The organism is Burkholderia pseudomultivorans, from assembly GCF_902499075.1.
GTDB lineage: Bacteria > Pseudomonadota > Gammaproteobacteria > Burkholderiales > Burkholderiaceae > Burkholderia > Burkholderia pseudomultivorans.
In genome coordinates, this window is sequence record NZ_CABVPP010000002.1 from 15,206 (window position 1) to 37,997 (window position 22,792).

Annotated in this window: 21 protein-coding genes; 4 read left to right on the forward strand and 17 right to left on the reverse strand. The window is 68.4% G+C overall.

Annotated features, from left to right (window positions below; genetic code table 11):
* Nucleotides 1-37: 37 nt before the first annotated feature.
* The 4 genes from BST28156_RS02395 to mltG all read right to left on the reverse strand — a co-directional run bounded on the left by BST28156_RS02395 (nucleotide 38) and on the right by mltG (nucleotide 3,591).
* Entirely contained in the window at nucleotides 38-817 is a 780-nt protein-coding gene (locus BST28156_RS02395) for a TatD family hydrolase (protein WP_174901378.1), read from the reverse strand.
* Between the two features lie 86 nt (nucleotides 818-903).
* Entirely contained in the window at nucleotides 904-1,932 is a 1,029-nt protein-coding gene (locus BST28156_RS02400) for a DNA polymerase III subunit delta' (RefSeq protein ID WP_174901379.1), read from the reverse strand.
* 19 nt (nucleotides 1,933-1,951) lie between these two features.
* Nucleotides 1,952-2,572 (reverse strand): dTMP kinase, encoded by a 621-nt coding sequence (gene tmk / locus BST28156_RS02405; protein WP_060239517.1) that lies wholly within the window; start codon nucleotides 2,570-2,572, stop codon nucleotides 1,952-1,954.
* Nucleotides 2,572-3,591, reverse strand: a complete 1,020-nt coding sequence (gene mltG, locus BST28156_RS02410; protein WP_060239519.1) for an endolytic transglycosylase MltG — start codon at nucleotides 3,589-3,591, stop codon at nucleotides 2,572-2,574. Before mltG ends, tmk begins: the two co-directional genes overlap by 1 nt.
* A gap of 76 nt (nucleotides 3,592-3,667) precedes the next feature.
* On the opposite strand from mltG, the gene ygfZ reads away from it, so the two are divergent.
* Nucleotides 3,668-4,705 (forward strand): CAF17-like 4Fe-4S cluster assembly/insertion protein YgfZ, encoded by a 1,038-nt coding sequence (gene ygfZ / locus BST28156_RS02415; protein ID WP_174901380.1) that lies wholly within the window; start codon nucleotides 3,668-3,670, stop codon nucleotides 4,703-4,705.
* Nucleotides 4,706-4,778: 73 nt separating this feature from the next.
* Nucleotides 4,779-5,624 (forward strand): NRDE family protein, encoded by an 846-nt coding sequence (locus BST28156_RS02420; RefSeq protein WP_060239524.1) that lies wholly within the window; start codon nucleotides 4,779-4,781, stop codon nucleotides 5,622-5,624.
* Nucleotides 5,625-5,648: 24 nt separating this feature from the next.
* On the opposite strand, the gene BST28156_RS02425 is transcribed toward BST28156_RS02420, so the two are convergent.
* The 5 genes from BST28156_RS02425 to BST28156_RS02445 form a co-directional block, all read right to left on the reverse strand.
* Complete coding sequence (locus BST28156_RS02425) at nucleotides 5,649-6,089, reverse strand: GNAT family N-acetyltransferase (RefSeq protein ID WP_060239527.1); 441 nt, start codon at nucleotides 6,087-6,089, stop codon at nucleotides 5,649-5,651.
* Nucleotides 6,090-6,123: 34 nt separating this feature from the next.
* Entirely contained in the window at nucleotides 6,124-7,086 is a 963-nt protein-coding gene (locus tag BST28156_RS02430; protein WP_060239663.1) for an alpha/beta hydrolase, read from the reverse strand.
* 105 nt (nucleotides 7,087-7,191) lie between these two features.
* Nucleotides 7,192-7,671 carry a PaaI family thioesterase gene (locus BST28156_RS02435; protein WP_009695813.1) on the reverse strand — a complete coding sequence of 160 codons (480 nt, stop codon included), beginning with the start codon at nucleotides 7,669-7,671 and terminating at the stop codon, nucleotides 7,192-7,194.
* The gene (locus BST28156_RS02440) at nucleotides 7,668-7,982 is read right to left on the reverse strand and encodes a Dabb family protein (RefSeq protein WP_060239530.1); all 315 of its coding nucleotides are present in this window, start codon (nucleotides 7,980-7,982) and stop codon (nucleotides 7,668-7,670) included. Before BST28156_RS02440 ends, BST28156_RS02435 begins: the two co-directional genes overlap by 4 nt.
* A 275-nt stretch (nucleotides 7,983-8,257) precedes the next feature.
* Nucleotides 8,258-8,788 carry an isochorismatase family protein gene (locus BST28156_RS02445; RefSeq protein WP_174901381.1) on the reverse strand — a complete coding sequence of 177 codons (531 nt, stop codon included), beginning with the start codon at nucleotides 8,786-8,788 and terminating at the stop codon, nucleotides 8,258-8,260.
* A 673-nt stretch (nucleotides 8,789-9,461) separates the two neighbouring features.
* Between BST28156_RS02445 and BST28156_RS02450 the strand changes: the two genes are divergently transcribed.
* The gene (locus tag BST28156_RS02450) at nucleotides 9,462-11,603 is read left to right on the forward strand and encodes a glucosidase family protein (protein WP_174901382.1); all 2,142 of its coding nucleotides are present in this window, start codon (nucleotides 9,462-9,464) and stop codon (nucleotides 11,601-11,603) included.
* 30 nt (nucleotides 11,604-11,633) lie between these two features.
* Here BST28156_RS02450 and BST28156_RS02455 read toward each other — a convergent pair whose 3' ends face one another.
* Nucleotides 11,634-12,647: a zinc-dependent alcohol dehydrogenase family protein gene (locus BST28156_RS02455; RefSeq protein ID WP_174901383.1), complete on the reverse strand. Its 1,014-nt coding sequence runs from the start codon at nucleotides 12,645-12,647 to the stop codon at nucleotides 11,634-11,636.
* Between the two features lie 92 nt (nucleotides 12,648-12,739).
* Here BST28156_RS02455 and BST28156_RS02460 point away from each other — a divergent pair, with 92 nt between their 5' ends.
* On the forward strand, nucleotides 12,740-13,657 hold the full coding sequence (locus tag BST28156_RS02460) for a LysR family transcriptional regulator (RefSeq protein ID WP_174901384.1): 918 nt from the start codon (nucleotides 12,740-12,742) through the stop codon (nucleotides 13,655-13,657).
* Nucleotides 13,658-13,708: 51 nt separating this feature from the next.
* On the opposite strand, the gene BST28156_RS02465 is transcribed toward BST28156_RS02460, so the two are convergent.
* From BST28156_RS02465 to BST28156_RS02495, 7 genes are all read right to left on the reverse strand, one after another.
* The gene (locus BST28156_RS02465) at nucleotides 13,709-14,002 is read right to left on the reverse strand and encodes a hypothetical protein (RefSeq protein ID WP_174901385.1); all 294 of its coding nucleotides are present in this window, start codon (nucleotides 14,000-14,002) and stop codon (nucleotides 13,709-13,711) included.
* Nucleotides 14,002-15,219, reverse strand: a complete 1,218-nt coding sequence (locus BST28156_RS02470; RefSeq protein ID WP_174901386.1) for a formylglycine-generating enzyme family protein — start codon at nucleotides 15,217-15,219, stop codon at nucleotides 14,002-14,004. Before BST28156_RS02470 ends, BST28156_RS02465 begins: the two co-directional genes overlap by 1 nt.
* A gap of 18 nt (nucleotides 15,220-15,237) precedes the next feature.
* On the reverse strand, nucleotides 15,238-16,638 hold the full coding sequence (locus BST28156_RS02475) for a GGDEF domain-containing protein (protein WP_174901387.1): 1,401 nt from the start codon (nucleotides 16,636-16,638) through the stop codon (nucleotides 15,238-15,240).
* Between the two features lie 303 nt (nucleotides 16,639-16,941).
* Nucleotides 16,942-18,120: an acetyl-CoA C-acyltransferase gene (locus BST28156_RS02480; protein ID WP_174901388.1), complete on the reverse strand. Its 1,179-nt coding sequence runs from the start codon at nucleotides 18,118-18,120 to the stop codon at nucleotides 16,942-16,944.
* Nucleotides 18,121-18,169: 49 nt separating this feature from the next.
* On the reverse strand, nucleotides 18,170-18,802 hold the full coding sequence (gene pncA / locus BST28156_RS02485) for a bifunctional nicotinamidase/pyrazinamidase (protein ID WP_060239565.1): 633 nt from the start codon (nucleotides 18,800-18,802) through the stop codon (nucleotides 18,170-18,172).
* Nucleotides 18,803-18,848: 46 nt separating this feature from the next.
* A complete protein-coding gene (locus BST28156_RS02490) occupies nucleotides 18,849-20,933 on the reverse strand; it encodes a 3-hydroxyacyl-CoA dehydrogenase NAD-binding domain-containing protein (RefSeq protein ID WP_174901389.1) in 2,085 nt (694 codons plus the stop codon).
* 175 nt (nucleotides 20,934-21,108) lie between these two features.
* Nucleotides 21,109-22,752: a 3-(methylthio)propionyl-CoA ligase gene (locus tag BST28156_RS02495; RefSeq protein ID WP_060239572.1), complete on the reverse strand. Its 1,644-nt coding sequence runs from the start codon at nucleotides 22,750-22,752 to the stop codon at nucleotides 21,109-21,111.
* Nucleotides 22,753-22,792: the final 40 nt, after the last annotated feature.

Consider the following 22,792-nt stretch of genomic DNA (forward strand, 5'->3'; position numbering starts at 1 on the left):
TGGGCTCCTTCCCTGGGTTGTCGGCTGCGCCGCGCGCTTAACGGGCGATCTTGAACAGCCGGAAAAAGTTCTGTGTCGTCGCGTCGGCGAGCGCCTCGACGGCAATCCCGCGCTCGGATGCGATAAAGCGTCCGACATGGCTGACGTACGCAGGTTCATTCGGCTTGCCCCGGTACGGCACCGGCGCAAGGTACGGCGAGTCGGTTTCGATCAGCAGCCGGTCGAGCGGCACGCGCCGCGCGACGTCCTGCACGTCGGTCGCGTTCTTGAACGTGACGATGCCCGACAGCGAGATGTGGAAGTTCTGCGCGAGCGCCTGCTCGGCGACCGGCCACGGCTCGGTGAAGCAGTGCATCACGCCGCCCGGCACGTCTGCGCGCTCCTCGGCCATGATCCGCAGCGTGTCCTCCGACGACGCGCGCGTATGGACGATCAGCGGCTTCATCGTCGCGGTTGCCGCGCGGATGTGCGTGCGGAAGCGCTCGCGCTGCCACTCCATGTCGGCGATCGAGCGGCCTTCGAGCCGGTAGTAGTCGAGGCCCGTCTCGCCGATCGCGACGACCTTCGGGTGCGCAGCCAGCTCGACGAGCTCGGCGAGCGTCGGCTCCTTCGCGTCCTCGTGATCCGGATGCACGCCGACCGACGCGTAGACGTTGTCGTGCGCCTGCGCGATCGCCAGCACCTCCGGCAGCGTCTCGAGATCGACCGAGACGCACAGCGCGTGCGTGACGTCATGCTCGCGCATGTTCTCGAGCACGACCGGCAGGCGGTCGGCGAGGCCCTTGAAATTGATGTGGCAGTGAGAGTCGACGAACATCGTGTTTCCTGAATACGTAAGGCGGCCGCCACGCGTCGCGGCGCGCATCGGTCATCGTTTCGCAACGTGCGAGAAACAATGCCCGCTCAAGCAAATATTTCCCGATAGCCGAGAAACAATTCCTCGAACACGAGCCGCGCGTTGAGCGGATGGTTTTCGACGGTGCGCTGCCGCGTGACGGCCTTCATGAAGCGCGCGAACGCGTTCGCATCGACCGTCTGCGCGCAGCGCGCGAGCGCCGCCGCATGCGTCGGGAAGTAGCGCGGCGCACCCGCCATCCGCTGCGCCAGCAGATCGTACAGCCAGCGCTGCAGCCAGCCGAGCACCAGCGGCACCGGCAGCTTCTGCAGCGTCTCGCCGCACGCGAACGGGTCGCACCCCGCGCCGGCCGCGAGCTGGCCGAGCGTGAAATCGCGCAGCGGCCGGTTCTCGTCGCTCGCGAGCGCCAATGCCGCGAGCGGCGCGCCGCCGGCCTCGGCGAGCAGCGCGGGCGCGTCGTCGACGCCCTGCGCCGCGAGCCATGCGGCGGCCGCGTCGGGCGCCGGCACGCTCATCGGCCACTGCCGGCAGCGGCTGATGATGGTCGGCAGCAGGCGGTCGATGCGCGCCGACACGAGCACGAACACGACGCCGGACGGCGGTTCCTCGAGCGTTTTCAGCAGCGCGTTCGACGCGGCGACGTTCAGCGCCTCGGCCGGATACAGCACGACCACGCGCGCGCCGCCGCGGTGCGAGCCGACCCCGCAGAAATCGAGCAGCGCGCGCACCTGCTCGATCTTGATTTCCTTGCTCGGCGCGCGGGTCTTCTTGCCGCCTTCGTCGGCATCGGCCGGCTTCGCGTCGTCCGCGGCGCCCGGCGCCTCGCCGGCCAGCGCCTCGGGCAACACGATCCGGTAGTCCGGATGATTGCCCTGCGCGAACCACGTGCAGGCCGCACAGGTGCCGCACGGCTCGCCGTTCGGCTGCGGCGCTTCGCACAGGAAGCCCTGCGCGAGATGCTGCGCGAACTGCAGCTTGCCGATTCCGGCCTGGCCGTGCAGCAGCAGCGCATGCGGCCATTGCGCGCGCAGCTGCTGCAGTCGGTTCCAGTCGTCGGTCTGCCACGGGTAGATCATGAAATGCGTTCCTTGCGGGTTACAGCGCGGCGAGCACGCGTTCGAGCTGCTGGCGGATCTCGGGAATCGACTGCGTCGCATCGACGATCGCGAAGCGGTGCGGCGCCTCTTCCGCGCGTCGCAGGTACTCGCCGCGCGTGCGCGTGAAGAACGCGTCCGATTCGCTCTCGAACTTGTCGGGCATGCGCGCGGCGCCGCGGCGCTCGCTCGCGACCTGCGGCGCAACGTCGAACAGCACCGTCAGGTCCGGCTGGAAGCCGCCCTGCACCCAGCGCTCGAGCGCCTCGAGCTTGTCGCGCGGCAGCCCGCGGCCGCCGCCCTGGTACGCGAAGGTCGCGTCGGTGAAGCGGTCGGACACGACCCAGTCGCCGCGTGCGAGCGCGGGCTCGATCACCAGCGCGAGATGCTCGCGGCGCGCAGCGAACATCAGCAGCGCTTCGGTCTCGAGGTCCATCGGCTGATTCAGCAGGATCTCGCGCAGCTTCTCGCCGAGCTGCGTGCCGCCCGGCTCGCGGGTAACGACGACCTGCTTGCCGGCCGACGCCAGCTTGTTCTGCAGGCGTTCGCAGAACCATTGCAGGTGGGTGGTCTTCCCCGCCCCGTCGATGCCCTCGAACGTGATGAATTTACCGCTCGCCATTATTGCCCTCGTATGTACTTGTCCACGGCCTTGTTGTGATCGCCGAGCGTATCGGAGAACACGCTCGTGCCGTCGCCCTTCGCGACGAAATAGAGCGCGCTGGTCGGGGCCGGATTGATCGCGGCCTGCAGCGACGCGACGCCCGGCAGCGCAATCGGCGTCGGCGGCAGCCCGCGTCGCGTGTAGGTATTGTAAGGAGTGTCGGCCTGCAGGTCGCGCTTGCGCAGGCGGCCGTCGTAGGCGTCGCCGAGCCCGTAGATCACCGACGGGTCGGTCTGCAGCGGCATGCCGATGCGCAGCCGGTTCGCGAACACCGCCGCGACGAACGAGCGATCGGCTGCATGGCCGGTTTCCTTCTCGACGATCGACGCGATCGTCAGCGCTTCGTAAGGCGTCTTGTACGGCAGCCCCGGCGCGCGCGCGGCCCAGGCTTCGTCGAGGCGCGTCTGCATCAGGCGGTACGCGCGCCGGTAGATGTTCAGGTCGCTGGTGCCCTTGTCGAACAGGTAGGTATCGGGAAAGAACAGCCCCTCGCCGCTGCCGCGCTGGATCGCGCTGTCCGACGCGCCGATCGCGCGCAGCAGTTCGGCGTCGCTCATGCCGGCCGTCGTATGCACAAGATCGGGATTCGCGTCGAGTTCCGCGCGCATCCGCTTGAAGGTCCAGCCTTCGATCACCGTCGCGACGTATTCGTTGACGTCGCCGCGCGCGATCTTCTGCAGCACGTCGTAAGGCGTGATGCCGGTCTTGAACTCGTAGTTGCCGGACTTGAGCCGGCTCGACAGCCCGAGCAGGCGCGTCATCGCGACGAAGCCGAACGGCTCGACCGGCACGCCGCCGCGCTTCAGTTGCAGCGCGACGCTCTTGACGCTGCTGCGCGGCTTGATCGTGACGTCGAGCGACGCGGCGCCGAGCAGCAGCGGCCGGGTCGCCCAGTAATACGCGCCGCCCGCGCCGGCAGCGGCCACAACGACGGCCAGCACCGCGACCGTCGCGGCGCATTTCTTCAGTAGGGACATGGAACGTGACTCAGGTAAGACCCATATAATACTTGCTCGCCTTCGTCAAAGTCAGGGTTGACTGTTCCCTCATTCCATGAGCACACCGTTCGCTTCACCGGCTGCCCAGGCCGCCGCATCCGCCTCGCTCCCCGTTTTCCCCCGTCCGTCCGCCGCCGATTTCGATGCGCCGGGCGCCTGCATGCCGCTTGCGCAGTTCGGCGTGATCGACGTGGCCGGCGACGATGCCGCGACGTTCCTGCACAGCCAGCTGACCAACGACATCGAGCATCTCGACGCCGCGAGCGCGCGCCTGAGCGGCTACTGCTCGCCGAAGGGCCGCCTGCTCGCGTCGTTCCTCGCATGGCGCGCCGGCCACGGCGTGCGCCTGCTGGTGTCGAAGGACGTGCAGGCCGCCGTGCAGAAGCGGCTGTCGATGTTCGTGCTGCGCGCCAAGGCGAAACTGACGGACGCGAGCGACGCGCTCGCGGTGGTCGGTTTCGCGGGCGACGTGCGCGACGCATTGTCGGGCATTTTCGACGCGCTGCCGGATGGCGTGCACGTGAAGGTCGACGGCCCCGCCGGCGCGCTGATCCGCGTGCCGGACGCCGCCGGCCGCAAGCGCTATCTGTGGATCGGCCCGCGCGACGCAGTCGATGCGCGCATGGCCGCGCTCGCCGGCAAGCTGCCGGTCGTATCGCCGGCCGTCTGGGACTGGCTCGACGTGCGCGCGGGCGAACCGCGCATCACGCAGCCGGCCGTCGAGCAGTTCGTGCCGCAGATGGTCAACTTCGACGTGATCGGCGCCGTCAACTTCCGCAAGGGCTGCTACCCGGGCCAGGAAGTGGTCGCGCGCAGCCAGTACCGCGGCACGATCAAGCGTCGCACCGCGCTCGCGCACGTCGCGGGCGACACCGATGCCGTACATGCCGGCGTCGAGCTGTTCCACAGCGACGACCCGGGCCAGCCGTGCGGGATGATCGTCAATGCGGCGGCCGCGCCCGCCGGCGGCGTCGATGCGCTCGTCGAGATCAAGCTGGCCGCGCTCGACAGCGGCAGCGTGCACGTCGGCTCGGCCGACGGCCCGGCGCTCGCGTTCGACGCGCTGCCGTACGCATGGCCGACCGAAGCCTGACGCACTGACAACCTGTTCGGGCGACGGCCCGCGAGCGGCCGCCGTCCGACGTTTCCTGCGAGAGATTCGCCCGATGTGTCTGATTGCCTTCGACTGGCAGCCCGATGCCGCCGCCGGTCCCGTCTTTACGCTGACCGCCAATCGCGACGAGTTCTTTCGCCGCACGAGCGCGCCGCTTTCGTGGTGGGAGGACGTGCCGGGCGTACTGGCCGGCCGCGACCTCGAAGCGGGCGGCACCTGGCTCGGCGTATCGCGCGACGGCCGCTTCGCGGCGCTGACCAATTATCGCGCGCCGTTCGACATCCGCGCGGGTGCGCCGACCCGCGGCAAGCTCGTGTCCGATTTCCTCGGCGGCCCGTCCGTCGCGCCGCTCGACTACCTCGCACAGCTCGCCGAGCACGCGGCCGTGTACAACGGCTTCAACCTGCTCGTCGGCGACTGGAAGCGGCGCGAGCTTGCGTGGTTCTGCAACCGTGCGGCCGAAGGCGAAAGCGGCACGGCCGCACCCGTCGCGGTCCCGGCCGGCGTGCATGCGCTGTCGAATGCGCGGCTCGACACGCCCTGGCCGAAGGTGGTGCGCAAGCGCGCGGAACTCGGCACGCTGCTGACCGACAATCCGCTGCCGCCGCTCGACGACCTGATCGCGCTGATGCGCGACCCGCACGTCGCCGACGACGATGCGCTGCCGCACACCGGCATTCCGATCGAGCGCGAACGCGCGCTGTCGGCCGCGTTCATCGAGACGCCCGAATACGGCACGCGCGGCACGACCGCGCTGCGCGTCACGATGAAGGAAGGCGTGCGGCTGACGGTCGAAATCAAGGAGCGCTGCGACGACGACGGCTCGCACCGCACCGTGCGCCCCGGCACGTTCGAGCGCGCGTTCACGTTCGACATCGACGCGACCGCGCCGCGCTGACACGCGCGGCGCCCGCTCATGGCGTCACGGCGCGCGCGTCATCTCGACGTGCCGCACGCCCGCTTCGACGAACGGCGCGCCGGCCGCCGCGAAGCCGTGCCGCAGATAGAACGGCACGGCCGATTCCTGCGCATAGAGCCGCACGAGCGGCTCGCCGCGACGCCGCGCGGCGTCCAGCAGCGCACTCAGCACCGCCGACCCGACGCCCTGCCCGCGCGCATCGGCCAGCACCGCGACGCGGCCGATCGTCCCCGACGGCAGCAGCCGGCCCGTCGCGACTGCGCGGCGCGCGCCGGTCGCCGCATCGATCCGGTAAGCAACCGCGTGGAACGCCAGCAGATCGTCGTCGTCAAGTTCCCATTCGGGCGGAATGCGCTGCTCGCGCACGAACACCGCGTCGCGGATGCGCGCGGCATCGCCGCCCAGCGTCGCCCAGTCGCCCGTTTCCACCATGCCGTCCGTCATCGCTGCCTCCACGCGGCACCGCGGCCGCCCGCCGTCACGCGTCGTCGTCGAACGCGGCCTTCAGCGCCGCCACCGCATCGGCATGCGCGGCCCGCACTTCGGGCACGTAGCCGCCCATCTTGAAGAATTCGTGAATCATGCCCGGATAGCGGACCAGCGTGACCGCATTGCCGGCCGCGCGCAGTTTGTCCGCGTAGGCGGCGCCCTCGTCGCTCAGCGGATCGTACTCGGCCGTCGCGATCCACGCGGGCGCGACGCCCGCGAACGACGGCGCGCCGCGCGTGCCGTCGAGCGGCGCGAAGCGCCAGTCGTCGCGGTCCGCCGGATCGCGCACGTATTGCGAGAAAAACCACTGGATCGTGTCCTGCGACAGCAGGTAGCCGTTCGCGAGCCGCGCATGCGATTCGGTGTCCTGGTAGCCCGTCACGCCCGGATAGATCAGCATCTGCAGCGCAAGATCGATGCCCGCGTCGCGCGCGAGCACCGCGCACACCGTCGCGAGCGTGCCGCCCGCGCTGTCGCCGCCGACCGCGAGCCGCGCCGCGTCGATGCCGAACGCGGCCGCTTCGCGGTGCAGCCAGCGCAATGCATCGTCGGCATCGTTGACCGCGGTCGGGAACCGGTGCTCGGGCGCGAGCCGGTAGCCGACCGACAGCACCGCGCACTGCGCGTCGCGCGCGAACATCCGGCACAGCGCGTCGTGCGTGTCGATGCTGCCGACCGTGAAGCCGCCGCCGTGGTAGTACACCAGCGCCGGCAGCGGTTCGGCGAGGCTCGGTTCGACCGGGACGTACAGGCGCGCACCGATCGAGCTGCCGTCGCGCGTCGGCACGACGCATGCCTCGACCGAATGCATCGGCGCGGGCGGTACGTCGAGGATCGGCGCGCTCCGTTCGTACGCGGCGCGGGCCTGCTGCGGCGTCTGATGATGATAGGACGGGCGTTTCGCGCGCTCGACCATGTCGAGCACCTGGGCGATCTTCGGATTCAGCGGCATCGATCAAAACGGCGCCTGCGCGACGCCGTGAAAGGACAAGCGCAACATGATGCCACGGTGGAAACGGCCCCGCTCGGATCGAGACGGGGCCGTGGATGCGCGCGCCTACGCGTCGCTCGGGCCGGGCTGTGCGTCCGGCGCGGTGCGCGTGCGCTGCCGCTTGATGTCGCGGCCGACTGCGATGCGCCGCATGTACTTGAACGTGCCGAGCGCCTTCGCGACGAAGTTGCCGTCGCTGTCGCGCACCTCGCCCTCGCAATAGGCCATCGTCGTCGAGCGGTGCATCACGCGGCCGTATGCGCGCAGTTCGCCGCGCCCCGGCTGCATGAAGTTCACCTTCATCTCGACCGTGACAACGCCGACGCCGTCGTCGGTCAGGCTGCGCGCGGCCATCGCGAGCGCGATGTCCGACAGCGTCATCGTCACGCCGCCGTGCGCGATGCTCCACGTGTTCATGTGCCGCTGGTCGAGCGACAGCGCGATCTCGCTCGCGCCGTCCTTCGCGGATACGAGCCGCACGCCGAGCAGGTCGACGAACGGGCTTTCGATCGACGGGATGTCCGTCCCGGATGCCGCGTCGCTCATCGTGCGCTGTCGACGAGATAGTCGAGGCACTGGCGCCCTTCGACCACGGCCACGACGAACTTCTTCACTTCCTGGTGAACCGGGTGCACCTGGTACGCGTCGAGCGCGGCCTGGTCCGTGAAATCGGACACGAGCACGACGTCGCAGGTCGCTTCGAGGCCCGGCGTCGCGATGCCGACGTCGAGCTGCAGGATGCCCGGCACGATGTCGCGGCAGCCTTCGAGCTTTTCCTTCAGGCGGAGTGCGTTCTGGGCGCGCGTCGCGCCTTCTGCCGACTCCTTCAGTTTCCACATGACGATATGTCTGATCACTTCGTGTGCTCCAGTTCGTGTTGATTCGTCGTTCCGGCTGAAACCGCTGCCGGTCATGCATGTTCCGCCGCCCCGCCGTTCGCTCGCGCACACAGCAAACGCAGACGCGCTCGGCAAGCAGGAATCGAAACGGACATCATTCCACAGCTGCGGCGACGATGCCCGCATTTTTCTCCGCGCCGTTTGCGAACGTCGGCGGCAAGCGTACCAAACTTGCCGGCTCCACGACGATATCCCGGAGATTCACGCGCGCGGCAGCACACCGCCGCCGCGATTCACTTGATCAGGCCCAGCACATCGCGAAAACGCGGATGCCGGCTGGACTCCAGCCATTCGAATCCGAGCATCTCGACCGTCGCGATCTGCACGCCGGCGGCCCCGAGCCGGGCGATCCCCGCGTCGCGGTCGAAGGTCCGGCGCGACCCGACGGCATCGCTGACCACCGTGACCTTGCGGCCGCTGCGCAACAGGCCGAACGCAGTCTGCAATACGCACACGTGCGCCTCGCAGCCGGCGACGACGACCGTGTTGCGCGCGGCCGGCAACGCATCGACCAGACCGTCCGCACACGCGTCGAAATGGTCCTTGACGACGGTGTCCGAGCACAGATCCTTGATGTCCGGCACGTTCCTGCCGAGCTGGAGCGGGCTCTGCTCGGTACCGACGACCGGCACCCCGACCAGCTGCGCAATCCGGGCCAGTCGAACGGCCTGTGCGACGACGGACGGCCCTTCGTGAATCACCGGCATCAGCCGCGTCTGAAAATCGACCAATACGAGTACCGAATCGTCGGACACGTGCAGCACAGCGCATTCTCCTGATTGACGAAAGCAGGCTCCAGCCTACCAAAGTTGCCGACGCCCGATGGCACGACCGCGCGAATCGAGAACGGGAATCGCCAGCCGCTCGGACAAGAGGAACGACAATTGCTCGCAAAATCCCATGCCTGGTGTTTTTAGTCGAATCCTCATCGAGAAGACGACGACAATCCGACCACAACGATTCGATTCCGGTTCGACATCAATCGACAATACGCGCCTCGATTGTTTTCAAACCCGTCGATTAAAGCCACTCCCCCCGGACAATTTTGCATCTTTTACCGATCAATCCAGAAATAATTACAAGTCGATTTAACTAAATTATCGCAAACCTATTCAATCGATTATTGACTTCGACTTTATCAGAACTTTAGAATCCCCTACGGCGGCTTACGTTTCATTTTCCATGCCGCCCGCTCGCCGGCACTGCGCCGGGATGCCTGCAGAGCAGTCTTTGATGCCTCATCGGGGCGGCATTTCCTTTTGTTTTAAATTTCGGCAATTTAATCGCTCGCCGGTTATTTCCCGTCGAATTCGCCCCGCATGACGTCCGGATTAATTCCGAATTCATCCGAATGCCGCGACACCGGAACAAGCAGACCGAGCCTCCGCTCATTCGAGAATTCTCATAAAAATCGCCAGTCATCAGGAGGGACGTGACATGCATCGCCTTGCGAAATCACTGTGTGCGGGAATCGTCTGCGCCGGCCTGCTCGCGGCCTGCAACGACGACGACATCGCACCGTCCAACCCGCCGTCGAACCAGGCCGCGCTGTCGTTCCGCATGGACACCGGCGGCCAGATCAACGCGTTCTACCGCCAGGACAAGGTCGCCGCCCACCTGCTGGTGCGCTCGTCGACGAAGCCGCGCCTGCTCGTCGTGTTCCCCGCCGGCAACAGCGGCACGGGACTGTGGTTCGACGACACCGCCCAGCCGGTGAACTGGAGCCTCGACACGCCGCCCTCCGCGCTGTCGGCGCCCGACACGCACGGCCGGCCGCTGTACGGCATCGGCGCCGACGTGTCGGTGGACACCGACACGCTGACGATCCGCCAGAGCCTGCTCAGCAGCGTGCGCTTCCTGCGCGACTTCAACGGCGGCGCGACGATTCCGCCGGACATCGTCACCGTGCCGACACTGCAGGGCAGCACCGCGCAATGGCAGCGCGACCGCATCGACGGCGCGCCCGGCTATGCGCTGCGCATCACGCTGCGCGACGGCGGCAGCATCGCGCCGGCCGCGGGCGGCAAGCTCGTGCTGCGCGCGCCGGCCGGCGCGCATACGCTGAAGCTGCACGTCGACGCGCTGTCGGGCGAAACGCCGCTGTCGCCGATCACGCGCGCCGACCTGCTCGCGCCGTCGGTGAACCCCGATCCGGTCAGCCAGAACGTGCTCGAATTCCTGAGCTTCCACGACAAGCTGCTGGCCGGCTCGTGGCAGTACGACACCTACTTCGGCCGCGACACGCTGATCTCGGTGCGCATGCTGCTGCCCGTGCTCGAACCCGCGGCGATCGAGGCCGGCCTGTCGTCGGTGCTGGGCCGCCTGTCGGACGACGGCAAGGTCGCGCACGAGGAAGGCATCGGCGAATTCGCGCTGATCGACAACCGGAAGAACGGGCGGCCGAACGATCCGTCGCCGACCTACGACTACAAGATGATCGACGGCGACTACCTGCTCGCGCCGATCGCCGCAGCGTGGCTGATCGACGACCCGCGCGGCCAGGCGCGCGCCGCCGCATATCTCGCGCAGCGCGGCAGCGACGGGCAGACCAACGGCAGCCGCCTCGTCGTGAACCTGCTGCATGTCGCGAGCACCGCGAAACCGTTCGCGCAGCAGCCGTCGGTCGCGAACCTGATCCATCTGCGGCCCGGCGAGATCGTCGGCAACTGGCGCGACAGCACCGACGGGCTCGGCGGCGGCGTCTACCCGTACGACGTGAATGCGGTGCTGGTGCCGGCCGCGCTGCGCGCGGCGAACGCGTTCCTCGCGCACGGCCTGCTCGATCCGTATCTGGATGCCGCGCAGCGCGCCGCGCTCGCCGACACGGCGAACGAGGCCGCAGTCTGGGAACAGCAGGCGCCGCCGTTGTTCCAGGTCAGCGTGCCGGCCGCACAGGCGGCGGCCGACGTCTCGGCCTATGCGCCGACCGCCGGCGTGCCGGCCGGCACGGCGCCCGGCGCACCGCTGAGCTTCTACGCGCTGTCGCTCGACCAGCAGGGCCAGCCGATCCCGGTGATGAATTCCGACGGCGGCTTCGCGCTGCTGTTCGGCACGCCGCCCGACGACCAGCTTCAGCGCATCGTCGCCGACGTCACGCGGCCGTTCCCGACCGGGCTCGTGACCGACGTCGGGATGCTGATCGCGAACCCCGCGTATGCGAGCCAGACGCTGTGGCCGAAGTTCACGAGCTCCGCGTATCACGGCACGGTGATCTGGTCGTGGCAGCAGGCGATGTGGGTGGCCGGGCTCGACCGCCAGCTGGGACGCCAGGACCTGTCCGACGCGACGCGCGCGCTGCTCACGCAGGCGCGGCAGACGATCTGGCAGGTGATCTCGAACGGACGCGACATGCGCACGTCCGAGATGTGGACCTGGTCGTACGCCAACGGCCGATACCAGACCGACGCATTCGGCACGCGCAGCGCGGACGCGACCGAAGCCAACGCCGCGCAACTGTGGAGCACCACGTATCTCGCGATCCGCGATCCGCAACTGCGTACCGGCAAGTACTGGTGGCAGGCGTCGCAAGGCATTCGGGACGACGGCATGACAGCCGGCAGCGCGCTTGCGGCGCGATAGCGCGCCCGCGTCGCACCGGCGTGACGCCGCTCAGCGCACCCGCACCACCACCTTGCCGAACGCGCCGCGCTCGAGATGATCGAGCGCGGCCGGCAACTCACTGAACGCATATTCGCGTTCGATCACCGGCGTCAGCTTCAGCCAGTCCACCGCGCGCACCAGATCCTCGAGCGCGCGCCGGTGCGCGACGCCGATCCCCTGCACGGTCGCGCGCCCCGTCAGCAGCGGATACACGGAGGTCGTCAGCGCATCGCCGCCGAGATTACCGATCACCGACACGCGGCCGCCCTGCACCAGCGACGCCAGCGAGCGCCCGAAATTGTCCGCGCCCGCGAGTTCGAGCACGTGATCGGCGCCGCGTCCGCCGGTAAGCGCGCGCACCTCGGCCGCCCAGTCGGGCGTGCGGGTGCGGTTGATCCCGTCGTTCGCGCCGAGCCGTTTCGCGCGCTCGAGCTTCGCGTCGCTGCCCGACACGACGATCACGCGCGCGCCCTGCGCATACGCGATCTGCACCGCGAACAACGCGACGCCGCCCGTGCCGATCACCACCACCGTATCGCCGGGCCGCGTCTTCGACGCTTCCGCGAGCGCATACCAGGCGGTCAGCCCCGCGCAGGTCAGCGTGCTCGCCTGCGCGGCGTCGAGCGTGCGCGGCGCAGCCACCAGCGAATCTTCGCCGAGCACCACGTATTCGGACAGCATGCCGGGCCCCGGCACGCCGAGCGGCACGCTGCCGCGCGGCTGCAGCCCGTCCTGCCAGCCGGTGAAGAAGGTGCTGATCACCGCGTCGCCGGGCGCAAAGCCGCCGACGTCCGCGCCGGTCGCGACGACTTCGCCGCGCATGTCCGAGCCCGGCACCAGCGGAAACGGCACCGCCATCCCCATGCCGTCGCGCAGGATCAGCAGGTCGCGGTAGTTGAGCGCGACCGCGTCGACGCGGACCAGCACGTCGCGCGGGCCCGGCGCCGGCACGGGCGCGCTCGCGAGTTGCAGATGTTGACGACCGAAAGCCGGCGATTGCCAGCGCTGCATGAGGGACGACATGGCGACTCCGATAACGAGCACAGGGGAATCGGCAGGATAATGATTCCTCGATTCATCATGTGGCGCGGTTTTCTCGACCCAAAGTAGACAAAATGGAACCAATCTCGCACGACCGGCTGGCCGGCATCAGCGCATTCGTCGCGGCGGTCGACGCCGGCAGCTTCGCGCAGGCGGCCGCGCGGCTCGGACAGACGCGCTCGGCGGTCGGCAAGGCGATCGGCCGGCTCGAGGCGCGGCTCGGCACGCGGCTGTTCGTGCGCACCACGCGCCGGCTCGCCTTGACCGACGACGGCCACGCGTTCTACGAACGGTGCGCGCAGGCGCTGGAGGAACTCGACGCCGCGCAACACATGCTGGAAGCCGGTCGTCGCGAAGCGGCCGGGCGGCTGCGTGTCAGCGCGCCCGTCGTGTTCGGGCGCCACCATGTGACGCCGCTGCTGCTCGATCTCGCCGACAGGCATCCGCGGCTGCAGGTCGAAGGACATTTCACCGATCGCGTGATCGACTTCGCGGACGAAGGCGTCGATCTCGCCATCCGCAGCGGCGCGCTGCCCGACAGCGATACGCTGATCGCGCGCCCGCTCGGCATGCAGGCGATGGTCGTATGCGCGTCGCCGGCATACCTGCGCACACATGCCGCGCCGCGCGGCACGGCCGATCTCGCCTCGCACCGCTGCATCGTCTATCTGCACGGCGGCCGCGCAAATCCGTGGACGTTGACGGAGCCGGATGGTCGCGTCGTGCAGCCCGCGCTGCCCTATCGGCTCGGCTTCGACGACATCGACAGCCTGATTGCAGCCGCGATGCGCGGTGCGGGGCTGGTGCACGTCCCCGAATGGCTGGTGCGCGATGCGCTGCGTACGGGCGCGCTGGTGCGCGTGCTGGACCACATGGCATCGGCCGGCACGCCGATGCATGTGGTGTGGCCCGCGACGCGGTTTCTGCCCTACAAGCTGCGAGTGGCGATCGATGCGGTACTGGCGGCGCTTCCGCCGCTGCTCGCGCGATAGGCGGCCAGTGTCGGCGCGCGGTGGTGTCACGGCGTCACGCGTTGTCGCCGCTCACTTGCGATGACGCATCAGGTCGCGCAGTGCGTCCAGCGCGGCATACCCGCCGAAGCCGAGCGCGACCGCGAGCCCGGCCCAGATGCCCATCTCTTCGACCCGCGGTTCGGGCCCGGCCGCAGCTCGACGCCCGGCATCGGCCTCGGCAACCTGGGCCTGCCCGGACGACGAGGACGGCCCGTCCCGCGCAAACAGCGTGCCGATCCCGGTGGAAACGACGCCGATCAGCAGGAACACGTTCACGCGCCGGCGCGTGGCAGCGCGTTCCGCCTCGGCCGCATGCTTCGGCATTACTGCCCCGCAGGCCCGGCCTGGTTCAACGCGCAACGAAAGCCCAGGTCGACGCCCCTCTTGTCCGGCTGCTCGCCGCGACGATCGATCACGAGCCGCACGCGGCTGTCCGTTCCGTTGCGCACACTGCGCAACGTGCCCGTCGCAGGCCCGCGCGGATTCGCTTTCGGGCTGTGGCTGTAATAGTCCTTGTCGAACCAGTCGTGCGTCCACTCGCGCCCGTAGCCGAACACGTCCGACATGCCGATGCCGTTGTCGCCATAGGTGCCGACCGGACGGCTGACCGACGGCATCGGGCTCTTGTCCTGCCCCATGCGCACGATGGTGTCGTCGAGGTCCGACAGGCCGTACTTGCCGTCGACGATCGGAATCGCGCTGCTCGGAATGACCCGGAACTCCCCGCGCGACCGCGCCGCGTACTCCCACTGCGCCTCGGTCGGCAGATCCACCGGTGCGTTCAGCTCCTTGCCAAGCCACGTGCAGAAATCGCGGGCCTGCTGCCACGTCACGTCGCCGGCTGGAAAATCGGGGAATCGAAACTGGAATTTGAAACCGGAGTCGGTAAGGATCGGCGGCAAGCGATTGGCGCGCGTGTAGATGTCGTACTCCGCGTACGTGACGCGATGCTTGAGGATCGAATAACCGTCGAGCGTCACGTCGTGCGCCGGCGCCGCGCCTTCGTTGGCCGAATACGGCAGCTTGTCGGCGGATTTCTCCGGACCGAAATCGCCCATCAGGAACGTGCCGCCCTTGACGGGCACCCATTCCGCTGCGATGTGGCGGCGAAACTCGGCGAGTTCGGTTTCGCTCGGTGCCGGCAGCGACCGGAAGTAATCCTGGAGGATCGCGATGGTGTCGTCATGCACCTTGCCAAACGTCCACTGGACGACCTCGCTGATGTGCCACCACACCGCCTTCGGCGGCGACGGCGTCGTGATCTCGCGGATCAGCCGCGCCTTGTCCGGCGGCTCATTCGTGTCGGTCGCCGCCATCGCGGCAGACGACAAAAGCAGTGCACCGCCGATCAGCCAGCGATTCGCGCCGTTCCGAACCGATACCCGTACTTTTCTTCTTGTCAAACCGGCTCTCGCCACGCTGTCGCTCCGTGAAGCCTCTCTCGGGCGACATGATACCGTCCGCCGCGCTTGCCCCCCGCAAACCGTGGCGCGTTGCCTGTCAAGCGAACTCGCGCGAACGATTCGCTCCCGGCTCGTCACGGTTTCCCGACCGGTTCCTCACCGCGCCACCACCCGATTCCGCCCCTCCCGCTTCGCCTGATACAGCCGCTCGTCGACCGCCCGCAGCAACGCATCGACCGTACTCCCGTCGACGCCATACTGCGCAACGCCGACGCTGACCGTCACCTGCACGCGCTTGAAATCGAGCCCGAACGGCGAACTCGCGATCGACGAACGCACCCGTTCGGCCGTCATCCGCGCGCCTTCGAGCGGCATCTCCGGCAACAGCGCCATGAACTCCTCGCCGCCGACCCGCGCGAGCCCGCCCGCGGGCCGGATCGCGTCGAGGCACTGGCGCACGACGCCGCGCAACACCTCGTCGCCGATCTGATGCCCGTACGCATCGTTGATGTTCTTGAAGTTGTCGAGATCGAGCGCGAGCAGGCAGAACGGCGTGCCGTCGCGTTCCGCGCGCACGATCTCGCGCTCGACCTGTGCGATGAACTGACGCCGGTTCGATGCGCCCGTCATCGGGTCGGTCGCGGCCATGTATTCGAGCTTCTGGTTCGTGCGGCGCAGTTCATGCAGCGCGCTCTCGGTGCGCGCCATCGATTCCGACAGCCGGCTCATCAGGTCTTCCTGGCTGTAGATCGCGGAGAACGAGCGCGTCGTCTGCAGCGCCTGCACGACGCCATAGCTGAGCAGGAAGAAGCCGCCCGCGAAGATCGCATGCGCGAGCCACCACATGTGATTCCACGGCTTGCCGAGAATGAACGCGAGCGACGACAGCGCGAACGCCATGATCGACACGCCGTAGATCACCATCAGCGGCGAACGGATCCGGCGCGCGAGCAGCACGCCGACGTTCAGCAGCGAGAACACCAGCGCGCCGCCCTCCATCGACAGCCGCGTGCCCAGCGCGCCCGCCACCGGCGAATACGCGAGGTACGCGACCGCGACATCGACGAGCGCGAAGAACACGATCCACGGCAGCCACGTGCGGGCACTCGTGCGTTTCTCGACACGATCCGACGGCCGCGAATACGACATCAACCCGATCAGCAGCAGGATCGACATCACGAGCCGCGACGCGGGCCCGTACAGCAGGAACAGCCAGATGTTGTGATGCGCCATCCCGGTGAACATGCCGTGCAGCGCATAGATCATCGCGAAGCCGAGAAAGCCGAGCGTCAGCCAGCGCAGCAGCGGCTCGCCGGACGACCGGTAGCAGATCCACGTCACGTACGTGACGAACGCGCCCTCGAGCGTCGCGGCCGCGATCGCGATTTCATGGAAGGCGTGACTCTCGAAAGTCAGGCGCGGGTCGCCGAAGAACCACAGATAGGCGATCAGATAGGCCGGCAGCAGCGCGAATCCGACCAGCAGGCATTTTGCGTAAAGCCGCGCGGCTGCGCTGACGACGCGCGGCGGTTCCCCGGCTGCATAAGTCGTGCTCAATTCGGTCCCCGATCGATCTGCTGCGTGGTTCCGGTGCCGGGACGCGCGACGCGTCGCCGGTGCCGGCGAGCGGATACGCATCGCGCGCGCCGGCGCGATGCGCGCCGGCCGTCCCGCCGAAAGGCAAACGTCAGAGCAAGTATAGGTGCGGCAACTCGTTTGACAAGTCAGGGGAAACGGCATGGCCGAATGGACGCCGATTGCCTACCGACCGTCTCGAATGACAGCCCCATCGGTCGTTCGCATGCGCATCGCGGCCGCAGGCTTCGCCGACCCGAAGCCGCGGCCGCCGCCCGGCAAATATCAGACGATTTCGAACAGCCCGGCCGCGCCCTGCCCGCCGCCGATGCACATCGTGACGACCGCGTATTTGACGCCGCGCCGCTTGCCTTCGATCAGCGCGTGGCCGGTCAGGCGCGCGCCCGACACGCCGTAGGGATGGCCGACCGCAATCGCGCCGCCGTTCACGTTCAGGCGATCCTCAGGAATCCCCAGCGTGTCGCGGCAGTACAGCACCTGCACCGCGAACGCTTCGTTCAGCTCCCACAGACCGATGTCGTCGACTTTCAGGCCGGCCCGCTTCAGCAGCTTCGGCACCGCGAACACCGGGCCGATCCCCATCTCGTCCGGTTCGCAGCCGGCCACCGCGAAGCCGCGGAACACGCCGAGCGGCTGCAGCCCTTCGCGCTGCGCGAGATCCGCGTTCATCACCACGCACGCGGCGGCGCCGTCGGAGAACTGGCTCGCGTTGCCCGCGGTGATCACGCCGCCCGGCACGGCCGAACGGATCTTCGACACGCCTTCGAGCGTCGTGTCGGGCCGGATGCCCTCGTCGGCCGATACCGTCACTTCCTTCGTAAACAGGCGGCCGGTCGCCTTGTCGGCGATGCCGGCGCGCACGGTAATCGGCACGATCTCGTCGCGGAACAGCCCGGCCTCCTGTGCAGCCGCGGCCTTCAGTTGCGAACTCACGCCATACTCGTCCTGCCGCTCCTTCGAGATGCCGTAGCGCTTCGCGACGTTCTCGGCGGTCTGCAGCATGTTCCAGTAGATCTCGGGCTTGTGTTCGAGCAGCCAGCCTTCGTGCACCATGTGCCGGTTCATCTCGTTCTGCACGCACGAGATCGATTCGACGCCGCCGGCGACATACACGTCGCCCTCGCCCGCGACGATCCGCTGCGCGGCCAGCGCGATCGTCTGCAACCCCGACGAACAGAAACGGTTCACCGTCATTCCCGGCACGGTCACCGGCAGCCCCGCGCGCAGCGCGATCTGCCGCGCGATGTTGGCGCCGGTCGCGCCTTCGGGATTCGCGCAGCCCATGATCACGTCCTCGGCGCGGGCCGGATCGAGCTTCGCGCGTTCGAGCGCGGCCGCGACCACGTGGCCGCCGAGCGTCGCGCCATGCGTCATGTTGAATGCGCCGCGCCACGATTTCGCGAGCGGCGTGCGTGCGGTCGAAACGATTACGGCTTCGGTCATGCGAGTCTCCTTCGGTCCTGCTTCATGTCCTGAATCGAACGGGAATGCGCTACGCCGTCGGGCGCGCGCCCGCGGACGTCACATGCGCGACGCCCGCCGCCTGCATCTGCTGCCATGCGTGCGCGAGCGACCCGTTGAGGTCGATCGCCCGGCACGCATCGTTGATTACCGCGGCTTCGAAGCCCGCCGCGCGCGCGTCGAGCGCCGACCATGCGACGCAATAGTCGGTCGCGAGCCCGCAGCACCACACGCGCTTCGCGCCGATCTCGCGCAGATAGCCGGCGAGCCCGGTGCGCGTCGTGCGGTCGGCTTCGACGAACGCGGAATAGCTGTCGACCTGCGCGTCGCAGCCCTTGCGGATCACGAGCTGCGCATGCGGGATGTCGAGGTCGCGATGCAGCGCCGCGCCGTCGGTGTCCTGCACGCAGTGCACGGGCCACAGCACCTGTTCGCCGTACGGCAGTGCGAGCGTCGAGAACGGCTCGCGCCCCGGATGGTTCGCGGCGAACGACACGTGGTCGCGCGGATGCCAGTCCTGCGTCACCACGACCCGGTCGAAGCGCTGCGCGAGCGCGTTGATCACGGGCACGACCGCGTCGCCGTCCGCCACCGCGAGCGCGCCGCCCGGCATGAAGTCGTACTGCACGTCGATCACGAGCAGCACGTCGTCGGTGCGTTTCATTGCGTGTCTCCTTGCAAGGCCGGTCGCGCGATCGCGCGGCCCGGCGTCAGCCGTTGAACCCGCGCCCGGCCTTCGCGAGCTCGGCGATCGACGGCGCGAGCTGCCACGCGTCGCCGTTCCGCGCAGCCGCATAGCGGCGAATCGCGCGCTCGACGTTGTACAGGCCGACCGTGTCCGCGTACAGCATCGGGCCGCCGCGCCACAGCGGGAAGCCATAGCCGGTCAGATAGACCATGTCGATGTCGGACGCCTTCGACGCGATCTTCTCCTCGAGGATCTTCGCGCCTTCGTTGACGAGCGCGAACACGAGCCGCTCGACGATTTCGTCGTCGCCGATCCTGCGCCGCTCGATGCCGCGCTCCTTCGAATACGCGACGACCATTTCGTCCACCAGCGCCGAGGGCCTGGCCTTGCGATCGCCCGGCACGTAGTCGTACCAGCCGGCGCCCGTCTTCTGGCCGAAGCGGCCCTGCTCGCACAGCCGGTCGGCGATCTTCGAATAATGGAGATCGGGCTTCTCGACATAGCGGCGCTTGCGGATCGCCCAGCCGATGTCGTTGCCCGCGAGGTCGCTCATCCGGAACGGGCCCATCGCGAAGCCGAACTTCTCGATCGCGCGATCGACCTGCGCGGGCAGCGCGCCTTCCTCCAGCATGAACAGCGCCTGGCGGATGTACTGCTCGATCATCCGGTTGCCGATGAAGCCGTCGCACACGCCGGACACGACCGCCGTCTTGCGGATCTTCTTCGCGACCGCCATCACCGTCGCGAGCACGTCCTTCGCGGTCTGCGCGCCGCGCACGACCTCGAGCAGCTTCATCACGTTCGCCGGGCTGAAGAAATGCATGCCGACCACGTCCTGCGGACGCTTCGTGAACGCGGCGATCTTGTCGACGTCGAGCGTCGACGTGTTCGACGCGAGGATCGCGCCGGGCTTCGCAACTTCGTCGAGCTTGCGGAACACCTGTTCCTTCACGCCGAGCTCCTCGAACACGGCCTCGATGATCAGGTCCGCGTCCTTCAGGTCGTCGTAGGACAGCGTCGGCGCGATCAGCGCCATGCGCGCATCGAGCTTCTCCTGCGTGAGCTTGCCCTTCTTCACCTGCGCGTCGTAGTTCTTGCGGATCGTCGCCAGCCCGCGGTCGAGCGCGTCCTGCTTCGTTTCGAGCAGCGTGACGGGCAGCCCCGCGTTGACGAAGTTCATCGCGATCCCGCCGCCCATCGTGCCCGCGCCGATCACCGCGATGCGGCGGATCTCGCGCAGCGGCGTATCGGCCGGCACGTCGGGAATCTTGCTCGCCGCGCGCTCGCCGAAGAACGCGTGCCGCAGCGCGCGGCTTTCCGGCGTCATCATCAGCGCGACGAAGCCGTCGCGCTCCGCGATGCTGCCCTTGTCGAAGCCGTGCAGCACGCCCGCCTCGATCGCGTCGATGCACTTGTGCGGCGCGGGGAAATTCGGCGCGGCGGCCTTCGCGGAATTGCGCGCGAACTGGATGAAGCCCGCGGCGTTCTCGTGCACGATCTTGCGGTCGCGCACGCGCGGATGCGGCCCCGGCTGCGCACCGACCTTGCGCGCGAACGCGACGGCCGCGTCGAGCAGGTCGCCGTCGGCCATCTCGTCGAACAGCCCGCTTTTCGCGAGCTGCTCCGATTGCACCGGCGCGCCCGACACGATCATGTTCAGGGCCGTTTCGAGCCCGACCGCGCGCGGCAGGCGCTGCGTGCCGCCCGCCCCCGGCAGCAGCCCGAGCTTCACCTCGGGCAGCGCGACCTGCGCGCCGGGCGCCGCGACGCGATAGTGCGCGCCGAGCGCGAGTTCGAGGCCGCCGCCCATCACGACGCTGTGCAGCGCCGCGACGACCGGCTTCGCGCTGGCTTCCACCGCGCGGATCACGGTATGCAGCGTCGGCTCCTGCAGCGCCTTCGGCGTATTGAATTCGGTGATGTCGGCGCCGCCCGAGAACGCGCGGCCCGCGCCCGTCAGCACGATCGCCGTGACCGACGGATCCTGCGCGGCGCGCTCGAGCGCGTCCATGACGCCGAGCCGGGTCGACAGGCCGAGCCCGTTGACGGGCGGATTGTTGAGCGTGATGACGGCCACGCCGTCGCGAGTCGAGTAATCCACTGCCATCTGCCTGCCTCCATGCATCGCGCGCCGGGGTGGCTGCGCTTCATTGTGCGCGGTCGAACGGCCGCATGTCCGGATCGAACGGAGGCAGCATACAACGAAAAAGCACGGTCGTTCAATTTGATTTTTTCCCGATCCGGGGGCCGGATCGGGCGACCGCGCGCAGCGGAAACCGGCGCTACGACTCGCAGACCGCGGTCGGCAGCACGTAGTCGCGGAAGGTCTCGCGCAGCTTCAGCTTCTGCAGCTTGCCGGTCGCGGTGTGCGGCAGCGATTCGACGAACACGACGTCGTCCGGAATCCACCATTTCGCGACCTTGCCTTCGTAGAACGCGAGCAACGCGTCGCGGCTCAGGTTCGCGCCGTCGCGCGGCACCACGACGAGCAGCGGGCGTTCGGTCCATTTCGGGTGCGCGCACGCGATGCAGGCGGCCTCGGCGACGCCCGGATGCGCGATCGCGACGTTCTCGATATCGATCGAGCTGATCCATTCGCCGCCCGACTTGATCACGTCCTTGCTGCGGTCGGTGATCTGCAGGAAGCCGTCGGGATCGATCGTCGCGACGTCGCCGGTCGGGAACCAGCCGTCCGCGAGCGGCGATTCGTCGCTGCGGAAGTAGTGGTCGATCACCCACGGCCCGCGCACCTGCAGTTCGCCGAACGCGACGCCGTCCCACGGCAGCTCGTGCCCGTCCTCGCCGACGATCCGCATGTCGACGCCGCAGATCACGCGCCCCTGTTTCTCGAGCAGCCGGCGCTGCGCGTCGAGCGGACGCTGCGACTGCGCCCAGTTGAGCTTCGCGAGCGTGCCGAGGGGCGACAGCTCGGTCATTCCCCACGCATGGATCACGCGCACGCCGTATTCGTCCTCGAACGTGCGCAGCATCGCGGGCGGGCACGCGGAGCCGCCGATCACCGTGCGGTTCAGCGTCGAGAAGCGCACGCCGGCCTCGCGCATGTAGTTCAGCAGCCCGAGCCACACGGTCGGCACGCCCGCGGAGAACGTCACGCGTTCGGCCTCCATCAGTTCGTACAGCGATTTCCCGTCGAGATCCTTGCCGGGCAGCACGAGCTTGCCGCCGGTGAGCGGCACCGCATACGGCAGCCCCCACGCGTTGACGTGGAACATCGGCACGACCGGCAGCACCGCATCCATCGCGGACAGGTTCATCGCGTCGGGCAGCGCGGCGCCGTAAGCGTGCAGCACCGTCGAGCGATGCGAGTACAGCACGCCCTTCGGATTGCCGGTCGTGCCCGACGTATAGCAGAGCCCCGACGCCTGCTGCTCGTCGAGGCGCGGCCAGTCGTAGCGGCCGTCCTCGGCGTCGACGAGCGTCTCGTAGCACAGGGTCGGCGTCGCGCCGGACGGCAGGTGCGCGGCGTCGGTCATCGCGATCCAGCCCTTCACCTGTGGGCACTGCGGCGCGATCAGGTCGACCAGCGGCGCGAAATTGAGGTCGAACAGCACATAGCGGTCTTCCGCGTGATTGACGATGAACGCGATTTGCTCGGGAAACAGCCGCGGATTGATCGTGTGGCACACGGCGCCCATCCCGCCGATCGCGTAATACGCTTCCAGATGGCGATAGCCGTTCCAGGCCAGCGTGCCGACGCGGTCGCCCGATTCGACGCCGAGCCGCGCGAGCGCCTGGGCGAGCTGCTTCGCGCGGCGTTCGCAATCGCGATACGTGTAGCGATGCAGGTCGCCTTCCACGCGCCTCGACACGATCTCCGTATCGCCTGCGTGACGCGCGGCATGCGCGATCAGCGAGGACACCAGCAGCGGCATATCCATCATCTGGCCCAGCAACGGCTTACCCATCGTCTTGTTCTCCCTGAAGGACGCGAATCGGTGCACAGCC

Excerpts from the sequence above, each read along its gene's own strand:
- BST28156_RS02395 (WP_174901378.1), bottom strand. The coding sequence starts at position 817 with ATGTTCGTCGACTCTCACTGCCACATCAATTTCAAGGGCCTCGCCGAC.
- BST28156_RS02400 (WP_174901379.1), bottom strand. The coding sequence starts at position 1,932 with ATGATCTACCCGTGGCAGACCGACGACTGGAACCGACTGCAGCAGCTG.
- tmk (WP_060239517.1), bottom strand. The coding sequence starts at position 2,572 with ATGGCGAGCGGTAAATTCATCACGTTCGAGGGCATCGACGGGGCGGGG.
- mltG (WP_060239519.1), bottom strand. The coding sequence starts at position 3,591 with ATGTCCCTACTGAAGAAATGCGCCGCGACGGTCGCGGTGCTGGCCGTC.
- ygfZ (WP_174901380.1), top strand. The coding sequence starts at position 3,668 with ATGAGCACACCGTTCGCTTCACCGGCTGCCCAGGCCGCCGCATCCGCC.
- BST28156_RS02420 (WP_060239524.1), top strand. The coding sequence starts at position 4,779 with ATGTGTCTGATTGCCTTCGACTGGCAGCCCGATGCCGCCGCCGGTCCC.
- BST28156_RS02425 (WP_060239527.1), bottom strand. The coding sequence starts at position 6,089 with ATGACGGACGGCATGGTGGAAACGGGCGACTGGGCGACGCTGGGCGGC.
- BST28156_RS02430 (WP_060239663.1), bottom strand. The coding sequence starts at position 7,086 with ATGCCGCTGAATCCGAAGATCGCCCAGGTGCTCGACATGGTCGAGCGC.
- BST28156_RS02435 (WP_009695813.1), bottom strand. The coding sequence starts at position 7,671 with ATGAGCGACGCGGCATCCGGGACGGACATCCCGTCGATCGAAAGCCCG.
- BST28156_RS02450 (WP_174901382.1), top strand. The coding sequence starts at position 9,462 with ATGCATCGCCTTGCGAAATCACTGTGTGCGGGAATCGTCTGCGCCGGC.
- BST28156_RS02455 (WP_174901383.1), bottom strand. The coding sequence starts at position 12,647 with ATGTCGTCCCTCATGCAGCGCTGGCAATCGCCGGCTTTCGGTCGTCAA.
- BST28156_RS02460 (WP_174901384.1), top strand. The coding sequence starts at position 12,740 with ATGGAACCAATCTCGCACGACCGGCTGGCCGGCATCAGCGCATTCGTC.
- BST28156_RS02465 (WP_174901385.1), bottom strand. The coding sequence starts at position 14,002 with ATGCCGAAGCATGCGGCCGAGGCGGAACGCGCTGCCACGCGCCGGCGC.
- BST28156_RS02480 (WP_174901388.1), bottom strand. The coding sequence starts at position 18,120 with ATGACCGAAGCCGTAATCGTTTCGACCGCACGCACGCCGCTCGCGAAA.
- pncA (WP_060239565.1), bottom strand. The coding sequence starts at position 18,802 with ATGAAACGCACCGACGACGTGCTGCTCGTGATCGACGTGCAGTACGAC.
- BST28156_RS02490 (WP_174901389.1), bottom strand. The coding sequence starts at position 20,933 with ATGGCAGTGGATTACTCGACTCGCGACGGCGTGGCCGTCATCACGCTC.
- BST28156_RS02495 (WP_060239572.1), bottom strand. The coding sequence starts at position 22,752 with ATGGGTAAGCCGTTGCTGGGCCAGATGATGGATATGCCGCTGCTGGTG.